Source organism: Micromonospora sp. NPDC052213 (assembly GCF_040679695.1).
Classification (GTDB): domain Bacteria; phylum Actinomycetota; class Actinomycetes; order Mycobacteriales; family Micromonosporaceae; genus Micromonospora.
Map to the genome: position 1 here is coordinate 1 of NZ_JBFAVI010000144.1, position 17,236 is coordinate 17,236.

Consider the following 17,236-nt stretch of genomic DNA (forward strand, 5'->3'; position numbering starts at 1 on the left):
CGCGGCCGGGATCACCCGGTCGGCGGCGGCGGTGCGGCTCGCCCTGGAGCGGGTCGGCCCCGGCGCGGTGTGGGTGGTCGGCTGCGCGCCGACCGCGCTGGAGGAACTGATCACCCTGGACGCCGGGCCGGCGCTGGTCGTCGGGTTGCCGGTGGGCTTCGTGGGCGCCGCCGAGTCGAAGGCGGCGCTGCGGGCCAGCGGCCTGCCCGGGGTGTCCAACCGGGGCGAGAAGGGCGGCTCGGCGGTCGCCGCCGCCGCCCTCAACGCCCTGCTGTACGTGGAGGAGGAGCAGTGACCGCTCTGGTCATCGTCGGGCACGGCACGCGCAGCGCGGCCGGGGTCGACCAGTTCGTGGCGTTCGTGGAGCGGGTCCGCCGGCGCGCCGCCGGCGCGGTCGGCGACGTCGAGGGCGGCTTCATCGAGCTGTCCCGGCCGCCGCTGACCGACGCGGTGGGCGCGCTCGTCGACCGGGGACACCGGTCGCTGGTGGCGCTGCCGCTGGTGCTGACCGCCGCCGGCCACGGCAAGGGCGACATCCCCGCCGCGCTGGCCCGCGAGCGGCAGCGCCACCCCGGGCTCAGCTACGCCTACGGCCGGCCGCTGGGCCCGCACCCGCTGCTGCACACCGCCCTGGAGCAGCGCATCGACGCCGCGCTGGCCGGCGCCGACCGGGCCGGCACCTGGGTGGCGCTGATCGGGCGCGGCTCCACCGACCCGGACGCCAACGCCGAGGTGGCCAAGGTGGCCCGGCTGCTCTGGGAGGGGCGCGGCTACGCCGGCGTCGAGCCGGGCTTCATCTCGCTCGCGGAGCCGTCGGTGCCGGCGGTGCTGGACCGGCTGCGCCGGCTCGGCGCGCGGCGCATCGTCGTCGCGCCGTACTTCCTCTTCGCCGGCGTGCTGCCCGACCGGATCGTCGCCCAGTCGGCCGACTTCGCCGCCGCCCACCCCGAGCTGGACGTGCGGGTGGCCGACCTGATCGGCGACTGCGACGCCCTCGCCGACCTCGTCCTCGAACGGCACGCCGAGGCGCGCCGCGGCGACATCCGGATGAACTGCGACACCTGCGCGTACCGGGTGCTGATGCCGGGCTTCGCCGACAAGGTGGGCCGGCCGCAGACCCCGCACGACCACCCCGACGACCCGGTCGACGGCCACGGCCACCACCATCACGGGGACCACCACCATCACGGGGACCACCACCACGACCAGCGGCCCGGCCTGCGCCCGGGACAGGTCGCGGTGGTGGGCGGCGGTCCCGGCCCCGACGACCTGATCACCGTACGGGGGAAGGCCCTGCTGGACAGCGCCGACGTGGTGGTCACCGACCGGCTCGCCCCGCGCGGGCTGCTCACCGGGCTGCGCCCGGACGTGGTGGTGGTCGACGCCGCCAAGGTGCCGCGCGGGCCGTCGATGCCGCAGGACACCATCAACGACACCCTGATCGCGTACGCCCGCGCGGGGAAGCGGGTGGTCCGGCTCAAGGGCGGCGACCCGTACGTCTTCGGCCGGGGCCACGAGGAGGTCCAGGCGTGCGCCGCGGCCGGGGTCGAGACCGTGCTGGTACCCGGGGTGAGCAGCGCGGTGGCGGTGCCGGCCCTGGCCGGCGTCCCGGTCACCCACCGGGGCGTCGCCCACGACGTGACCGTCGTCTCCGGGCACCTGCCGCCGGGGCATCCCGACTCCCTGGTGGACTGGGTGGCGCTGGGCCGGTCCCGGGGCACCGTGGTGCTGCTGATGGCGGTGGACACCATCGCCAAGATCGCGGCGGTGCTGGTGGAGCACGGCCGCGCCCCGGACACTCCCGTGCTCGTCGTGGTCGACGGCGGCCAGCCGGGGCAGCGCACCTGGTCGTCCCGGCTGGACGAGGTGGGCGGGTTGGCCGCGCGGGAGGACGTCCGGCCGCCGGCGGTGTTCGTGCTCGGACCGGTGGTGCGGCTGCGGGAGACCGGCACGGCGGCCGGTCAGCCGGTGGCCGCGCGGGCGAGGGCGTAGCCGGCGGTGGCCGCGGCGAGGCCGGCGGCGACGCTGAGGGCCACGTTGGCCAGCGCGGCGTGCCGCCGTCCCGCCCGGGCCAGCCGCAGCGTCTCGTAGCTCAGGGTGGACCAGGTGGTCAGCGCCCCGCAGAAGCCGGTGCCGACCAGCGCCGTGAGTGCGGGGTCCGCCGGCAGGCCGGTGACCGCGCCGAGCAGCAGCGACCCGAGTACGTTGACCGTCAGCGTGCCCCACGGGAACCCGGTGCCGAAGCGGGCCTGCACGGCCCGGTCGGCGAGGTAGCGCAGCGGGGCGCCGAGCGCCGCGCCGAGCGCCACGAGCAGGGCGGTCACCGGCGGCTCCGGGCGAGCAGCCGCCCGGTGGCGGCCTCGCCGGCCCAGACCGCGAGCAGCGCGCCGACCAGCGTGGCGCCGAGGGAGGCCAGCGCGGTGCCGGGGGCGCCGGCGAGCAGCGCCTGGTGCGCGTCGACCGCGTAGGTGGAGAAGGTCGTGTACCCGCCGAGCACGCCCACGCCGAGGAACGGGCGGGCCAGCGGTCGGCCGCCGCCGGCGTGGCCGAGCACCGCCATCAGGCCACCGATGAGCAGGCACCCGCTCACGTTGACGCCGAAGGTGGCCCAGCCGAACGTGGCGGGGGAGTACGGGACGGCGGCCTGCAGGCCGGCCCGGGCCAGCGCGCCGAGCACACCCCCGGCGGAGATGGCGGCGAGCACCGCCGCCGGGTGCGCGGTGAGCTCGTCGCGGTCGGACGGGACCCGCAGGTCGACGTCCGGGTCGACGCGCGACGGCTCGGACGGGCCGGTCACGTCTCCTCCCACGGTGCCGTCGGCCGCCATCCGGCCGTCGCCGCAGCATAACGCCGGGTCGGCCGCGGACGGCCGACCCGTGCCGTGGTGCGCCGGCGTCAGCGCACCGCCGCGACGGCGGCGTCGGCGCCGCCGCGCCAGACCACGCCGGCCTCGGTGAAGCCGGCGTCGGTCAGCGCCGCCAGGTGCCAGGAGGCCGGCGGGTTCCACTCCGGGCTGTGCCCGGTCGGGTAGATCTCCCGCCGCCGTTCCACCAGTGGGGCGAGCGCCGGGTCGGCCGCGGCCCGCTCCCACCAGTCCGACCAGGAGAGCACGGCGCCGCTGGCGTACCGGGCCTCGCGCCGGGGCCGCGCGCTGTCCAGCAGGCGCTTGGTCAGCTCCGGCAGCGCGTCGTCGGGCATGTGGTCGGCGTTGAGCAGGATCCCGCCCGGGCGCAGCACGCCGTGCAGTTCGGCGTAGAGGCGGGCCAGCCGCTCGCCCGGCAGCCAGTGCAGCGCGGTGGCGGTGAGCACCGCGTCGTACTCCCGCACCGGCAGCGCGGCCGTCCACTCCGGCTGCCCGAGGTCGGCCTCGACCACGGTGACCCGGTCGCCGAACGTCGACCTGGCGATGGCCAGCAGCGCGGGATCGAGGTCGACCAGGGTGATCTCGGCGTCGGGGAAGCGGCGCAGCGCGCGGGCCGAGATGGTGCCGGTGCCGCCGGCCAGGTCGAGCAGGCGGGGTCGCCCGCCGTCGAGGACCGCCTCGACCGCGTCGAGCATCGCGGTGAACCGGTGCTCCCGGTCCGGCAGGTACGCCTCCTGCTGCCGGTCCCAGCTCTCCTGCCAGGCGGCGACGTTGCTGATGTAAGGACTCATGGCGATGAGGCTAGTTACCGTCCCGGAGCGATGTCCAGACCTTGTTGCCAATAATTTGCAACAGCGACAAGATTGCAGTGCGATGGTCCGGGTCGGGCCGGCGGGGCCGGGTCCGACCGGCCCCGCTGCCGCCGGTCGGTCAGGTCGAGGCGACCAGTTCCCGCTCCGCCGGCCGCGCCACGGACTGCCGGCGGGCCAGTCGCAGGGCGGCCAGCAGCACGCCCAGGCCGGCCAGGGTGACCGCCGCGCCCGCCCAGATCGGGGCGGTGTAGCCGAGCCCGGCCGCGATCGTCGTCCCGCCCACCCACGCACCGAGGGCGTTGCCGACGTTGAAGGCCGCGATGTTCGCCCCGGAGGCCAGCGTCGGCGCCTGGTGGGCGTACCTCATGATCCGCATCTGCAGCGGGGGAACGGTGGCGAAGCCGAACCCGCCCATCAGCAGCAGCGAGGCCACGGTGAGCGGCTGGCTGCCGGCGGTCAGGGCGAAGAACGCGAGCACCACGGTCAGCGCCGCGAGCACGACGACCAGGGTGCGCGACAGCGACACGTCGGCGGCGCGACCGCCGAGCAGGTTTCCCGCGAACAGGCCCACCCCGAAGAGCACCAGCAGCCACGGCACCGTCCCGGTGGCGAAGCCGCTGACCTCGGTCAGGGTGTACGCGATGTAGGTGAACGCGCCGAACATGCCGCCGAAGCCGAGAACGGTCACCGCGAGCGACAGCCACACCTGCGGATGGGTGAAGGCGCGCAACTCGCCGCGGAGCCCGTCGGCGGGGCGGTCGGCGTCGCCGGTCGGGCGGGCCGGGACGAGCAGGGCCAGGCCGGCGAGCGCGACCACGCCGATGCCGGTGATCGCCCAGAACGTCGACCGCCAGCCGAGGTGCTGGCCGAGGAAGGTGCCGAACGGTACGCCGAGCACGTTGGCCGTGGTCAGCCCGGCGAACATCAGCGCGATGGCGCCCGCGCGCCGGGCCGGCGCGACCAGTCCGGCGGCGACCACGGCGCCGATGCCGAAGAACGCCCCGTGGCAGAGCGCGGCCACGATCCGGCCGGCCATCATCACGCCGTAGCCGTCGGCCAGGGCGGAGAGCAGGTTGCCGATGATGAAGAGCACCATCAGGCCGAGCAGCACCGGCTTGCGCGGCAGCCGGGTGACCGCCGCGGTCAGCGCCACGCCGCCGATCGCGACGCTGAGCGCGTAGCCGGAGATCAGCCACCCGGCGACCGACTCGGTCACCGCGAAGTCGGCGGCCACCTGGGGCAGCAGCCCCATGATCACGAACTCGGTGAGGCCGATGCCGAAGGCGCCGACGGCCAGCGCGAGCAGTCCACCGGGCAGGGACCGGTTCCGTCCAGACATGGTCTTCCGTTCCAGGAGAGAGAGGCAGATAGCTGGCGCATGCAACTACACGCGGAAGCAACGAAATAGTTGCACGCGCGGGATATCGGCGCAAGCCTGCTAGGCTGAGGGTCGAGCAGGTCACACCGCGAGGAGGTCGGATGGGCATCGGTGACGACGCCGTGGAGGTCCGCGCACAGGGCTGGCGCACCCTCGCCGCGCTGCACGGCCTCATCGAGGCGTCCCTGGAACGCGCGCTCCAGGCCGGGCACCAGCTCTCCGTGGTCGAGTACACGGTGCTCGACGCGCTCTCCCGCCAGGACGGCTGGCACATGCGGATGCGGCAGCTGGCCCGGGCCGCCGCGCTCTCCGACAGCGCCACCACCCGGCTGGTCACCCGCCTGGAGGACCGCGGCCTGCTCACCCGGGTCCTCTGCGCCGACGACCGACGCGGCATCTACACCGAGCTCACCCCCGCTGGGTGCGAGCTGCTCGCCCAGGCCCGCCCCACCCACGACCGGGTGCTGGCCGAGGCGCTGGCCGAGGCCGAGGCCGCACCGGAGCTCGCCCCGCTGGTCGACGCGCTGCACCGGCTCCCGGCGTCCCGCTGACCCGCCGTACGCCACGCCGCCACGCCGACCACCGCACGCCACGCCGACCCGCCGTTTTGGCAGCGCCGACCCGGGGCACATGCCCGACAGGGGATTGTCGAGAGGGGGTCGTGATGGCGGAAACGACGACGCCGGCCCACGTGCGTCCGGCCGGTCCAGCGTCCGACGGGGGAAGCCCGCGCCGCAACGCCAGACGGGCCGGGGGGCCGCCGTTCCGCAAGCCGCGCTGGCCCCGGGCGTACGCGTTCGCGCTGGTGACCGGGGCGCTGTTCCTGTTCTCCTGGATCGGCCAGTTCGTCTTCCAGGCGGTGGCGGAGAGCAACGAGGCGAGCCAGCACGGCCAGTCCTTCGCCTGGGCGGACTTCCTGCCGCAGTTCCTCGCCTCCACCTTCGAGAACTGGCAGTCCGAGTTCCTCCAGCTGATCTGGCAGGCCGCCGGCCTGGCCCTGTTCTACTACTGGGGCTCGTCCCAGTCCCGCGAGTCCGACGAGCGGATCGAAGCCAAGCTGGACGCGCTGCTGCGCGAGCGCGACCTGGACCCGGAGAACCCGTGACGTGTGGGCGGCGCCACGACGCCGCCCGTTGACCTCAAGCCCGCTTCACCTCGGAGGCTTGACCACGTCGGCGAGCGATGTGGAGGGTGACATACTTCCCCGTCCGGCCGCCGTACCGGCCGGGGCTCGGGGTCGCCGGCACCGTCGGCGCGGTCGGCGCGGGGGTCGACCCGGGCTGGACCGGCCGGCGGGTGGTCACCAGGACCGACGAGCGGGGCGGCTACCTGGAACGCGCCGTGGCGGGGCCGGTCGCGCCCCTGGTCGGCCGGACCTTCCCGTTGCAACGGGGCCGCCGACGCCCATCGGGCGATCGAGGAGCGTTCCGCGATCGGCAAGACGCTGCCCACCGTCTGACCGCCGGGCCCGCCGGCCGTCCCGACCGCCGGTGGTGCCGCACCGCCGGCCGGCGTACGGTACCAAGATCGGCGGGCGGGGCGGCCCGGTTCCGGGGCGATCCGGACGTGTCGGTACGCGACCCCCGCCGCCGCGCCAGCGTGACGTGCAGGAGGCACCGATGCAGGACCGCACCCCGCGCCCCGAGGACCTGGAACCGATCGAGCGGGCGAGCGTCGACGAACTGCGGGCGGTGCAGCGGGAACGGCTGCGCTGGTCGCTGCGGCACGCGTACGACAACGTGCCGCACTACCGCCGCGCCTTCGACGCCGCCGGGGTGCACCCCGACGACTGCCGGGACCTGGCCGACCTGGCCCGCTTCCCGTTCACCGGCAAGGCGGAGCTGCGGGAGAACTACCCGTTCGGCATGTTCGCCGTGCCGCGCGAACGCATCGCCCGGGTACACGCCTCCTCCGGCACCACCGGCCGGCCGACGGTGGTCGGCTACACCGCCGACGACCTGCGGACCTGGGCCCGGCTGATGGCCCGGTCGATCCGGGCCGCCGGCGGCCGCCCCGGCGACCGCGTCCACGTCGCGTACGGCTACGGGCTGTTCACCGGCGGGCTCGGCGCGCACTACGGCGCGGAGGAGCTGGGCTGCACCGTCATCCCCGTCTCCGGCGGGATGACCGAACGCCAGGTGATGCTGATCCGGGACTTCGAGCCGGAGGTCATCATGGTGACCCCCAGCTACATGCTCGCGATCGTGGACGAGATGGAGCGGCAGGGGATCGACCCGCGCGCCACCTCGCTCCAGGTCGGTGTCTTCGGCGCGGAGCCGTGGACCGAGGACATGCGCCGGGAGATGGAACAGCGCCTCGACATGCACGCCGTGGACGTCTACGGCCTCTCCGAGGTGATGGGCCCGGGCGTGGCCAACGAGTGCGTGGAGACCAAGGACGGGCCGCACCTGTGGGAGGACCACTTCTATCCGGAGATCGTCGACCCGGTCACCGGGGAGGTGCTCCCCGACGGCGAGCGCGGCGAGTTGGTGCTCACCTCGCTCACGAAGGAGGCCATGCCCGTCGTCCGCTACCGGACCCGCGACCTGACCCGGCTGCTGCCCGGCACCGCCCGCCCGATGCGCCGGATCGAGAAGATCACCGGGCGCAGCGACGACATGATGATCGTGCGCGGGGTGAACGTCTTCCCCACCCAGATCGAGGAGCTGATCCTGCGTACGCCGCAGCTCTCGCCGCACTTCCAGTGCGTCCTCGGGCGGGAGGGGCGGATGGACACGCTGACCGTCCGGGTGGAGCGGCGGGCGGGGGTGGCCGTCGAGGCCGCCGAGCGGGCCGGCGGGGCGCTGGTCGGGCTGGTCAAGGACACGATCGGAGTGAGCGTGGCGGTCGAGGTGGTCGCCCCGGACGGGGTGGAGCGGTCGATGGGCAAGATGCGACGGATCGTCGACCAGCGGCGGGGCGGCTGACATGGCGGGGCGTAACGCCGCGTACGACATGTTCGACGCCGACGCGGCGTCGAAGGGGCTCGGCATCGAGCTGGTGGACGCCGCCGACGGGGCGGCGGTGGCCCGGATGCGGGTGACCGGTGCGATGGTCAACGGCCACGCGATCGCCCACGGCGGCTTCGTCTTCCTGCTCGCCGACACCGCCTTCGCGCTGGCCTGCAACAGCCACGGTCCGGTCACCGTCGCCGCCGGCGGCGAGATCACCTTCGTCCGTCCCGCCCGCGAGGGCGACCTGCTGACCGCCCGCGCCACCGAGCGCACCCGGTACGGCCGCAGCGGCATCTACGACGTCACCGTCACCCGCGACGGCGGCGAGGTGGTCGCCGAGTTCCGGGGCCGCAGCCGCACCCTGCCGACGCCCGCCGGCTGAGCCTCGCGCCGGCGCCGATGCGTCCGACCTCGCCGCCCCCACGGGCGTTGCCGGCGCGGCTAGCATCGGGCGGTGCGAGTGCTGGTGGTCTCCGCGCCGTTGATCGGGCACGTCTTCCCCCTGCTGCCGCTGGCCGCCGCGCTGCGCGACGCCGGGCACGAGGTGCTCGTCGCCACCGCCGCCGACGGCCTGCGGGCGGAGCGGTCCGGGCTGCCGGTGCGTGATGTCGCGCCGGCGTTCGACTTCGGCCGGATCGCCCGGGGCGTCATGCTGCGCCACCCGCTGATCGCCCGGGCCGAGCTGGCCGGCACGGCCGGCACCCGGGGCGCGGCGCTGCTCTTCGGCGCGGTCAACGACCAGATCACCGACGGGGTGGTCGCCGTCGCCGCGCGGTGGAAGCCCGACCTGGTGGTCCACGAGCCGTTCGCGGTGGCCGGGGCGCTCGCCGCCGCGACGCGCGGCGTGCCCGCCGTACGCCAGGAGAACGCCCTCTTCGACGGCCGGGAGCTGGTCCGGGTCACCCTCGCGCGCCTGGGCGGGGCCCTGCGCCGGCACGGCCTGACGGAGCTGCCGCCCCCGGCCGCCGCGATCGCCGTCGCCCCGCCCAGCGTGCGGCACCAGGACGGCTGGCCCATGCGCTACGCCGCCCACGCCGGCGGCGGCGACTTGCCGGGCTGGCTGCGCGAGCCGGGGGAGCGCCCGCGGGTGCTGGTCAGCCGCAGCACCGTTGCCGGCCCCGGCAGCGCCGGGCCGATGCCGGCGGTCGTCGCGGCCGCCGACCGGGTCGACGCCGAGTTCGTCCTGGTCCGCCCGGACGCGCGGCTGGCCCGCCGGGCGCTGCCCGGCAATGTGCGTACCGTCGACTGGATTCCGCTCGCCGAGGCCCTGCCGGCGAGCGCGGCGCTGGTCCACCACGGGGGCGCGGGCAGCGTCTTCACCGCGCTGACCGCGGGGGTGCCGCAGCTGGCCACCGTCGGGGCCGGCGACCGGCGGCACAACGCCGAGCTGGTGGCGGCGCGCGGCGCAGGAATCGCGGTCCGGGCCCGCGACATCACCGCCGACACCCTGACCCGGCTGGTCGACGATCCGGCGCTGCGCGACGCGGCGAGGCAGGTCAGCGCCGAGATCGCCGCGATGCCGGGGCCGGCGGAGCTGGTGCGGCGGCTGGAGTCGCTGGCCTGACGCCGTCCCGCCCGCGCGGCGGCCGATTCCGGTCGGGGGTGTGGGGCAGGATGCCTCCATGGGACATGTCGTGCTGTTTCACTCCGTCTACGGGCTGCGGCCGGCCGTGTTGACCGCCGCCGACCGGTTGCGCGCCGCCGGGCACACGGTCGTCACCCCCGACCTCTACGGCGCGCCGGCCGCCGAAACGGTGGAGGACGGCTTCGCCCTGCTCCGCAAGATCGGCCAGGACACCGTGCTGGACCGGGCCCGGGAGGCCCTGCGCGAGGCGCCGGCCGACGCGGTGCTGGCCGGCTTCTCGATGGGCGCGGGGGTGGCCGGCGCGATGCTCGCCGAGCGCCCCGACGCGGCGGCGCTGCTGCTGCTCTCCGGCGTCGGCGGCGAGCCGGAGTCGGTCCGGCCGGGCCTGCCGGTGCAGCTGCACCTGGGCGACCCGGACGACTACGACGCGGAGCCGGAGGTCGCGCAGTGGCGGCGGGCGATGACCGACGCCGGCGCGGAGCTGTCCGTCCACCGTTATCCCGGCGTCGGGCACCTCTACACCGACCCGCACCTGCCCGACCACGACGCGACGGCCGCCGCGCAGACCTGGGAGCGGGCCGTGGCCTTCCTCGCCGAGCACTGACCGGACTCCGGCGGGGCGGGCCGCCGGCCCGCTGAGCCGCCCCGGGCCGGGCCAGACCGCTCCGCCGGTCGAGGCGGGCCAGACCGCTCCGCCCAGCCGAGCCGAGCCGGGGCCGACGGGGCCGCTCAGCCGAGGCGGGCCAGGTCGTCGGCGGAGAGCCGGATCGCGCCGGCCGCCACGTTCTGCGCCAGGTGCTCCGGGTCGCCGGTGCCGGGGATGGCCAGCACGTGCCGCCCCTGGTGCAGTGTCCAGGCCAGGCGGACCTGATGCGGGGTCACCCCGTGGGCGCGGGCCACCGCGCGCACCGCGTCGTCGTGCCCGCCGGTCGCGCCCGCCTCCCGCCCGGCGCCGGCGATCGCGAAGAACGGCACGAAGGCCACCCCGCGCTCACCGCAGACCCGCAACAGGTCGTCGGCCCACCGGTTCGCGTCGAGGGCGTACGCGTTCTGCACGCAGACCACCGGCGCGACGGCCTGCGCCTCGTCCAGGTGGTCCACCCGCACGTTGGACAGGCCGAGGTGCCGGATCAGCCCGGCGTCGCGCAGCTCGGCGAGGGCGGCGAAGCGCTCCGCCACCGAGTCCCGCCCCTCGCGCCGGACGATCCGCAGGTTGACCACGTCCAGGTGGTCCCGGCCGAGGCGGCGCAGGTTCTCCTCCACCTCCCGGCGCAGCTCGGCCGGGGTCAGCTCCCGGTGTCGGGTCGCCGCGTCGAACGACGGCCCGACCTTCGTGGTGATGACCAGGTCGTCCGGGTACGGCGCGAGCGCCTCCCGGATGAGTTCGGTGGCGTACCGGCGCGGGCCGGTGCCGACGCCGAGCGGCCCGCCCGGCGAGACGTAGAAGGCGGCGGTGTCGATGTGGTTGACGCCGAGCTCGACCGCCCGGCGCAGGACGCGGACGGCGCGCTCCCGGTCCGGGTCGACGGTCAGCCGCATCGACCCGAAGCCCATCCGGTGCACGGTGCGGTCGCCGAGGGTCCAGGTGCCGGCGGCGGAGGCGGTGATCTCTTCGACAGGCATCGGACGAAGCTAGCCAAGGGGAACCGGCCCGCGCACTCGGTCAGCCGACCGATACCGCCCGGGGCCGGCACCGGCCTAATGTGGATCGTGGGGGAGAGACGGCCCCTCCGTCACGCCGCCGCCGGCGCCCCGCGCGGCAGCCCCCACGCCGACCTCCATTCGCGGCGCTTCCGCCAGTCCGACCGGGCCGGCCCGGCCGACGGGGCGCGGTCGCGTCCGGCGGGCAGGGCGGAGGACGGGACGGCCCCCGACGCGGTCACGGCCGCCGCGGCGGGTGGGAGGGCCGGCGCCACCGCATCCGACGGCTGCCCGGCCCACCCGGCGATCGCGGCCCGCGCCGCCCTCGGCAGCCGGGCGTACGCGACCTCGCGCAGCACCGGGTCGGCGACCGCGTACCCGCCGCCGGCGCGGCCGACCAGCAGGCCCGAGGCGGCGAGGGCGCGCAGCTCCGGCACCACCCGGGCGGGCGACCAGCCGAGCAGGCGCCCCACCGCCGACGCGGTGACCCCCGCGCCGAGGGCCGCGACGCCGAGGGCCGCCACCGCCGTCAGCGCCGCCCGCCGGACGCCGTCGAGCCGGTCCAGCCGGGCGTCCACCTCCCGGCGCACCGACTCGGGCACGGGCGGCAACGCGGTCGGCGTCACGTCGAGCGACGCCACGTACGCGGCGGCCCGGCCGGGGTTGCCCTCGACCAGCGGCAGCAGGCGCGCGGCCGCCGCCGCCGGCCGGTCGGCCCGGCGCAGCAGGTGACGCAGCAGCCGGCCGGTCTCCAGCGGGCGCAGCGGCGGCACGTCCAGCCGGTGCCGGTGGTCCCGGGCCCCGGGCAGCACGTCCGCCCACTCGGGACGGTGCAGCGCCACGACCGCCAGCGGCAGGGACCGGGCGGTGGCCGCCGCGAAGAGCCGGTGCAGGAAGCGGTTCAGCTCCCCGCTGGCCCGGTCGAGGTCGTCCACCGCCACCACCAGCGGCTCCCGGGCGGCGAGCGACAGCAGCACCTCCCGCGCCACCTCGGCGCCCCGCGCGGCCTCGCGGGTGTCCGGGCCCGCCAGGAGTCCCTCCAGCGCGGACACCGCCTCGGCCAGGCCGGCGGGCGGCACCAGGCCCGCGAAGGCGGCGGCGAGCCGGCGGCGTACGACCGGAGGTGGATCGTTCGCGCGGAGGCCGGCGACCCCACGCACCAGGTCGGCGACGGGCGCCAGGGCCTCCGGGCACGGCGGGCAGTGCGCGACGCACCAGCGCACCGGCACGTCGTCCACGGTCGGGACGGCGCGCCGCAGCTCGTGCAGCAGCCGGCTGCGCCCGCTGCCGGCGGGACCGACCAGCGACAGCCAGCGCGGGCTGCGGTCCCGCACGGCGCGGACGATCAGGTCACGGGCGGTCGCCAGTTCCCGCCGTCGCCCGACCAGCGGGCCCTCGTGCGGGGCCGGGACCGGCCGGGTGGCGCCGGTGGCGTGCCACACGTCCACCGGCAGCGCCTTGCCGGCGAGGGCCACCGGCGGTACGCGGCGCTGGTCGATCAGCCCCACGGTGGCCCGGTGGGTGGCCGCGCAGAGCGCCACGCCCCCCGGCGGGGCGTACTCCTGCAACCGGGCGGCGGTGCTGGTCACCGCGCCGCTGGCCGCGCCGTACCCGCCGTCGTGCGTCGCGGCGAGGTCCACCAGCGCCTCGCCGGTGGCCACCCCGACCCGGACCCGCAGCCGCGGCGCGCCGGGCACGGGACGCCGGTCGAGGGCCCGCTGGATGTCCAGCGCCGCCCGCACCGCCCGGTACGCGTCGAACCCGTCGGACTCGCGTGCCCCGAACAGCGCCATGACCGCGTCGCCGACGTACTTCTCGACCACCCCGTGCCACTGGCGCAGCACCCCGGCGACGGTGGCGAAGTAGGCGCGCTGCAGGGCCCGCACGTCCTCGGGGTCGAGCCGGTCGACGAGCGCGGTCGACCCGACGATGTCGGCGAACAGCACGGTGACCATGCGTCTCTCCTCCGGCGCCGGCCAACCAGCTGCCGCGACACGTTGCGGACCGGCGACGATGGTGAGCATGGGCATCGCACCCGCCTTTCCCCCCCGTTGCCTGCCGATGCCTCGGACACTGTCACCTGTGGGCCGACGGGGGATCTGCAGAACGACGTATGTCGGCCAGCCGCAACCTCCGGTCGCAATGTCGACGCGACGAGTACCACAGGGGCAGAAGACCCGTAGAACGGTGCGCGGACGTGTGACTAGGCTGCGTGCCATGGCCAGCGATGTGGACGCCGCACCGCTCGTCGGCCGGGCCGACCTGGTGACGACGGTACGGTCCGCGCTGCTCGACGAGGTCGCGCAGGGGCACACCGCCGCGGTCTTCCTCACCGGCGAGAGCGGCGTGGGCAAGACCCGGCTGCTGCGCGAGGTGGGCGCCCGGCTGCGCGACGCGGGCGCCTTGGTGCTCACCGGCTCCTGTCTGGACATCGGCGACGCGTCGCCGCTGCACCCACTGCTGCAGGCGTTGCGCCGCTTTGACGCCGAGCTGACCGGCTCCCACGCCCGGACGTCCTCGGCCGTCCGCGGCCTCCTGCAGATGTTCGCCGACGAGACCGCCGGCCCGGACGGCGCCGGGGCGCTGCTGGAGCGGGTCTCCCGGGGGCTGCACCTGATCGCCGAGGGGCGTCCGCTGGTGCTCGTGCTGGACGACCTCCAGTGGGTCGACCGTAGCACCCGACAGTTGCTGCTCTATCTGCTCGCCGGCCTCGGCGACCTCCAGTTGTCCGTGCTCGCCGCGGTGCGGGCCGAGTCGTTGCAGGGCGCGCACCCGCTGCGCCGGGTGCTCACCGAGCTGCGGCGGCTGCGCTCGGTGCGGGTGCTCGACCTGGTCCCGTTGGACCGGGCCGGCACCGACCAGCTCGCCGCCGCCGTGGTCGGCCGACCGCTCGCCCCTGAGGCGGCGGAACTGGTGTGGCGGCGCAGCGGCGGCAACCCGTTCGTGGTGGAGGAGTTGGCCCGCGACCTGCGCGACGGCCGGGACGGCCTCTCCGACACGTTGCGCGAGATCTTCCTGGCCCGGGTCGACGCGCTGCCCCAGCACGCGCACGCCGTGGTGCACGCGGTCGCGGCCGGCGTCGAGCCGGTGGAGCACTGGCTGCTTGCGCGGGTGACGCGGCTGCCCGAGGACGAGCTGATCGAGGCGGTCCGCGCGGCCGTCGCGCACCGGCTGCTGGTGGGCGCGGACGACGGCTACCGGCTGCGGCACCGGCTGGTCGCCGAGGTGCTGGAGCACGAGCTGCTGCCCGCCGAACGGGCCGCCCTGCACCGCCGCTACGCCGAGGCGCTCACCTCGGCCCCGGCGGAGCTGCACCAGGCCCGCCTGGCGCACCACTGGCGGCTGGCCGGTGAGCCGGCGCGGGCACTGCCGGCGGCGACGGCGGCGGCCCGGGAGGCCGAGCGGCTGCACGGCTGGGCCGAGGCGCACCGGCACTGGTCGGTGGCGTTGCAGCTGGCCGGCTCGCCCGGCGTGGGTCCGCTGGACGTGGACCGGGTGACCCTGCTGGAGCGCGCGGCCGAGGCCGCCCACCACTGCGGCGAGCACGCCCGCGCGCTGACCCTGCTCGAGGAGTTGGCCGGCTCCGGCGCCGACCGGTCGACCTGTGCGCTGCACATCCGGCGGGCCCGCTACCTGGCCGCCGCCGGCCGGTCGGCGCTCGCCGAGGCGGAATACCAGCGGGCCCTGGAGGCCGCCGACTGCACGCCCCGGGAACGCGCCACCGCCGCCGCCCACCTGGCCGAGCTGCTGCTGCACCTCGGCCGGTACGCCGACGCCGGCCGGCGGGCCCGGGAGGCGCTGAGGCTGTCCGCCGCGGTCGAGGGCTCCACGTCGGAGGTCGTGCTGGCCAGCGCGGCCCTCGGGTTCTCCGAGGCGTACCTGGAGGACCCGGACGCCGGGCTGGCGGTGATGCGCCGGGCGCTGGAGACCGCCGAGCGTTCCGGCCGCCCCGAGGACGTGGCCTGCGCGTACCTGCACCTGGCCGAGCTGTTGACCGGGCCGCTGAACGTGCTGGAGGAGGGCGTCGTCGTCGCCCGCCGGGGTGCCGAGCGGGTGGCCGAGCTGGGCCTCGGCCGCACCTGGGAGACCCGGCTGTTGGCCATCGCCACCAACGGGCTGTTCCGCGTGGGCCAGTGGGCGGAGGCGGAGAAGGTCGTCGCGGCGGCGCTGCGGCACCGTCCCTCCGGCGCGGACGCGGTCGAGCTGCTGCTGGCCCGGTGCCGGCTGTCGGTGGGCTACGGCGACATCGCGGCCGCCGACCGCGACCTGGACGCCGTGGCCACGGTGCTCGCCGGCGGCGGGGCGCGGCACGTGATCCCGTTGCTCACGCTGCGGGCGGGGCTGGCCATGTGGCAGGGCCGGCACGACCTCGCCCGGCAGGCGGTGCAGCGCGGCCTGACCGAGAGCCGCTCCGACGACGTGGGCATCCTCGCCGCGCTGGTGTGGCACGGCCTGCGGGCCGAGGCGGAGGCGCACGCCAGCCGGACGATCGCGGTGGACGAGACCGCGGTGCGGCGGCTGCGGGAGGTGGCCGACCGGGTGGCTCGCAAGAGCGAGCACGCGGCCCGCCCGGTGCGCGACGTGGTCGACGGGTTCCTGGCGCTGTGCGCCGCCGAGGTGAGCCGTCTGGAGAGCAGCGATCCGGAGCTGTGGGCCCGGTCGGTGGCGCAGTGGGACCGGCGCCTCCACCCCTACCCGGCGGCCTACTCGCGGCTGCGGCAGGCCGAGGCGCTGCTGGCCCGGCGCAAGCGCAGCGCCACGGCGGGCAAGCTGCTGCGGCAGGCGTACCAGGCGGCGCAGGGGCTCGGCGCGGTGCCGCTGACCTCGGAGATCCGGACCCTCGCGGGCCGGGCCCGGGTGGCGCTGGAGGACCGGCCGGTCGCGGGCGAGCCGACCGCCGGCCCGGACGGCGACGAGTTGGCGGTGCTGACCGCGCGGGAGCGGGAGGTGCTCGCCGCCGTCGCCGAGGGGCTGACGAACCGGGAGATCGGCCAGCGGCTGTTCATCAGCGAGCGGACGATCGGCGTGCACGTCTCGCACATCTTCGACAAGCTCCAGGTCCGCACCCGGGTGCAGGCCAGCGCCATCTTCCTGCGTAACCGGCCCGCCTGACGCGCGTACGGATACGTCGTTCTACTGATCCGGCCGACGGTCGTCGGCTGGCAGGCTGTGCAGCGTCGCCGACGGCACGGGGTGCCGGGAACCACTGTGGAGGAGAGATGACGGAACCGGTGTGGGGGCCCGTGCATCGGGACGTCGTCGACCTGCTCGCCGACCACCCCGCCGACGTGCCGGCGGTGGTCGACCACCTCACCAAGCTCCAGGACCTGCTGGTCCGGCTGCCTCCGTTGGAGGCGAGCTGCCCGCTGGCCGACTTCAACAAGCTCTATCTGACGATCACCGAGAGCGTGCTGAACGGGCTCTACGACGACCGGTTCTCCGACCCGGTGTTCCTGTCCCGGCTCGACGTGGAGTTCGCCGCGCGCTACTTCGACGCCATGCGGCTGTGGACCGACTCCAGCCCGGGCACGCCGAAGGCCTGGACGTGCCTGTTCGAACGGATGCGCGGGCCGGACGCCCGTCCGCTGCCGTCGGCGGCCGCCGGGGTGAACGCGCACATCAACTTCGACCTGCCGTTCGCGCTGGTGACCACGTTCGACAGCCTGGAGTCGGAGCCGGTCGACGGCACCGAGCAGCACCGCGACTACCTCGAGATCAACAACATCTTCGCGGACAAGATCCCCGGTCTGCGGCGCGGCTACCTGGAGCGGTGGCAGCTGCTCATCGACATGCTCAACGGCGACATCGACGACTGGTACCAGGGGGAACTGGTCGAGTACACCCGCGACGTCGCCTGGCGCAACGCGCAGAAGATCTGGCGGTGCCGGCACGACCCGGCCGCCCACGAGTGTGAGCGCGCGCGGTTGGACGACACCGCCGCGGCGCTCGGCCGGCTGCTGCTCTCGCCCCTCGGGGCGTTCCTGCAGTAGCCGGGACGGGGGG

The 17,236-nt window shown here is 76.1% G+C and carries 16 protein-coding genes; 10 read left to right on the top strand and 6 right to left on the bottom strand.

The window, feature by feature from the left end:
- Together AB0L34_RS26050 and cobA are read left to right on the top strand one after the other, a co-directional pair.
- Nucleotides 1–295, top strand: a 295-nt coding sequence (locus AB0L34_RS26050) for a precorrin-8X methylmutase (protein ID WP_363707403.1), incomplete at its 5' end; no start/stop codon positions are given.
- Complete coding sequence (cobA, locus tag AB0L34_RS26055) at nt 292–1,992, top strand: uroporphyrinogen-III C-methyltransferase (RefSeq protein WP_363707405.1); 1,701 nt, start codon at nt 292–294, stop codon at nt 1,990–1,992. The genes AB0L34_RS26050 and cobA, both read left to right, overlap by 4 nt.
- Here cobA and crcB read toward each other — a convergent pair.
- From crcB to AB0L34_RS26075, 4 genes are all read right to left on the bottom strand, one after another.
- Entirely contained in the window at nt 1,962–2,324 is a 363-nt protein-coding gene (gene crcB / locus AB0L34_RS26060) for a fluoride efflux transporter CrcB (protein ID WP_363707407.1), read from the bottom strand. The genes cobA and crcB overlap by 31 nt on opposite strands.
- The gene (locus AB0L34_RS26065; RefSeq protein WP_363707409.1) at nt 2,321–2,827 is read right to left on the bottom strand and encodes a CrcB family protein; all 507 of its coding nucleotides are present in this window, start codon (nt 2,825–2,827) and stop codon (nt 2,321–2,323) included. Before AB0L34_RS26065 ends, crcB begins: the two co-directional genes overlap by 4 nt.
- Before the next feature lie 68 nt (nt 2,828–2,895).
- On the bottom strand, nt 2,896–3,654 hold the full coding sequence (locus AB0L34_RS26070; protein WP_363707411.1) for a class I SAM-dependent methyltransferase: 759 nt from the start codon (nt 3,652–3,654) through the stop codon (nt 2,896–2,898).
- A 139-nt stretch (nt 3,655–3,793) separates the two neighbouring features.
- The gene (locus tag AB0L34_RS26075) at nt 3,794–5,014 is read right to left on the bottom strand and encodes an MFS transporter (RefSeq protein ID WP_363707413.1); all 1,221 of its coding nucleotides are present in this window, start codon (nt 5,012–5,014) and stop codon (nt 3,794–3,796) included.
- A 140-nt stretch (nt 5,015–5,154) separates the two neighbouring features.
- On the opposite strand from AB0L34_RS26075, the gene AB0L34_RS26080 reads away from it, so the two are divergent.
- The 6 genes from AB0L34_RS26080 (at nt 5,155) to AB0L34_RS26105 (ending at nt 10,196) form a co-directional block, all read left to right on the top strand.
- A complete protein-coding gene (locus tag AB0L34_RS26080) occupies nt 5,155–5,604 on the top strand; it encodes a MarR family transcriptional regulator (RefSeq protein ID WP_363707415.1) in 450 nt (149 codons plus the stop codon).
- 113 nt (nt 5,605–5,717) lie between these two features.
- A complete protein-coding gene (locus tag AB0L34_RS26085; protein WP_363707417.1) occupies nt 5,718–6,158 on the top strand; it encodes a DUF6766 family protein in 441 nt (146 codons plus the stop codon).
- Between the two features lie 514 nt (nt 6,159–6,672).
- Complete coding sequence (gene paaK / locus AB0L34_RS26090) at nt 6,673–7,980, top strand: phenylacetate--CoA ligase PaaK (RefSeq protein WP_363707419.1); 1,308 nt, start codon at nt 6,673–6,675, stop codon at nt 7,978–7,980.
- Between the two features lies 1 nt (nt 7,981).
- Nucleotides 7,982–8,389: a hydroxyphenylacetyl-CoA thioesterase PaaI gene (gene paaI, locus AB0L34_RS26095; protein WP_357459985.1), complete on the top strand. Its 408-nt coding sequence runs from the start codon at nt 7,982–7,984 to the stop codon at nt 8,387–8,389.
- 72 nt (nt 8,390–8,461) lie between these two features.
- Entirely contained in the window at nt 8,462–9,571 is a 1,110-nt protein-coding gene (locus AB0L34_RS26100; protein ID WP_363707421.1) for a nucleotide disphospho-sugar-binding domain-containing protein, read from the top strand.
- Between the two features lie 58 nt (nt 9,572–9,629).
- Complete coding sequence (locus tag AB0L34_RS26105) at nt 9,630–10,196, top strand: dienelactone hydrolase family protein (protein ID WP_363707423.1); 567 nt, start codon at nt 9,630–9,632, stop codon at nt 10,194–10,196.
- Between the two features lie 125 nt (nt 10,197–10,321).
- Here AB0L34_RS26105 and AB0L34_RS26110 read toward each other — a convergent pair whose 3' ends face one another.
- Both AB0L34_RS26110 and AB0L34_RS26115 read right to left on the bottom strand, forming a co-directional pair.
- Entirely contained in the window at nt 10,322–11,215 is an 894-nt protein-coding gene (locus AB0L34_RS26110; protein WP_363707425.1) for an aldo/keto reductase, read from the bottom strand.
- A gap of 110 nt (nt 11,216–11,325) precedes the next feature.
- The gene (locus AB0L34_RS26115) at nt 11,326–13,188 is read right to left on the bottom strand and encodes an adenylate/guanylate cyclase domain-containing protein (protein WP_363707427.1); all 1,863 of its coding nucleotides are present in this window, start codon (nt 13,186–13,188) and stop codon (nt 11,326–11,328) included.
- Nucleotides 13,189–13,450: 262 nt separating this feature from the next.
- Here AB0L34_RS26115 and AB0L34_RS26120 point away from each other — a divergent pair, with 262 nt between their 5' ends.
- Both AB0L34_RS26120 and AB0L34_RS26125 read left to right on the top strand, forming a co-directional pair.
- On the top strand, nt 13,451–16,345 hold the full coding sequence (locus AB0L34_RS26120) for an AAA family ATPase (RefSeq protein ID WP_363707428.1): 2,895 nt from the start codon (nt 13,451–13,453) through the stop codon (nt 16,343–16,345).
- Between the two features lie 107 nt (nt 16,346–16,452).
- Complete coding sequence (locus AB0L34_RS26125; RefSeq protein WP_350707455.1) at nt 16,453–17,223, top strand: DUF5995 family protein; 771 nt, start codon at nt 16,453–16,455, stop codon at nt 17,221–17,223.
- Nucleotides 17,224–17,236 lie beyond the last annotated feature (13 nt).

Bases quoted from the DNA above. Each gene is read 5' to 3' on its own strand.
- AB0L34_RS26085 (WP_363707417.1), top strand. From the start codon at position 5,718: ATGGCGGAAACGACGACGCCGGCCCACGTGCGTCCGGCCGGTCCAGCG.
- paaI (WP_357459985.1), top strand. From the start codon at position 7,982: ATGGCGGGGCGTAACGCCGCGTACGACATGTTCGACGCCGACGCGGCG.
- AB0L34_RS26125 (WP_350707455.1), top strand. From the start codon at position 16,453: ATGACGGAACCGGTGTGGGGGCCCGTGCATCGGGACGTCGTCGACCTG.
- AB0L34_RS26075 (WP_363707413.1), bottom strand. From the start codon at position 5,014: ATGTCTGGACGGAACCGGTCCCTGCCCGGTGGACTGCTCGCGCTGGCC.
- paaK (WP_363707419.1), top strand. From the start codon at position 6,673: ATGCAGGACCGCACCCCGCGCCCCGAGGACCTGGAACCGATCGAGCGG.
- AB0L34_RS26110 (WP_363707425.1), bottom strand. From the start codon at position 11,215: ATGCCTGTCGAAGAGATCACCGCCTCCGCCGCCGGCACCTGGACCCTC.
- AB0L34_RS26065 (WP_363707409.1), bottom strand. From the start codon at position 2,827: ATGGCGGCCGACGGCACCGTGGGAGGAGACGTGACCGGCCCGTCCGAG.
- AB0L34_RS26070 (WP_363707411.1), bottom strand. From the start codon at position 3,654: ATGAGTCCTTACATCAGCAACGTCGCCGCCTGGCAGGAGAGCTGGGAC.
- AB0L34_RS26120 (WP_363707428.1), top strand. From the start codon at position 13,451: ATGGCCAGCGATGTGGACGCCGCACCGCTCGTCGGCCGGGCCGACCTG.
- AB0L34_RS26115 (WP_363707427.1), bottom strand. From the start codon at position 13,188: ATGGTCACCGTGCTGTTCGCCGACATCGTCGGGTCGACCGCGCTCGTC.
- AB0L34_RS26080 (WP_363707415.1), top strand. From the start codon at position 5,155: ATGGGCATCGGTGACGACGCCGTGGAGGTCCGCGCACAGGGCTGGCGC.
- AB0L34_RS26105 (WP_363707423.1), top strand. From the start codon at position 9,630: ATGGGACATGTCGTGCTGTTTCACTCCGTCTACGGGCTGCGGCCGGCC.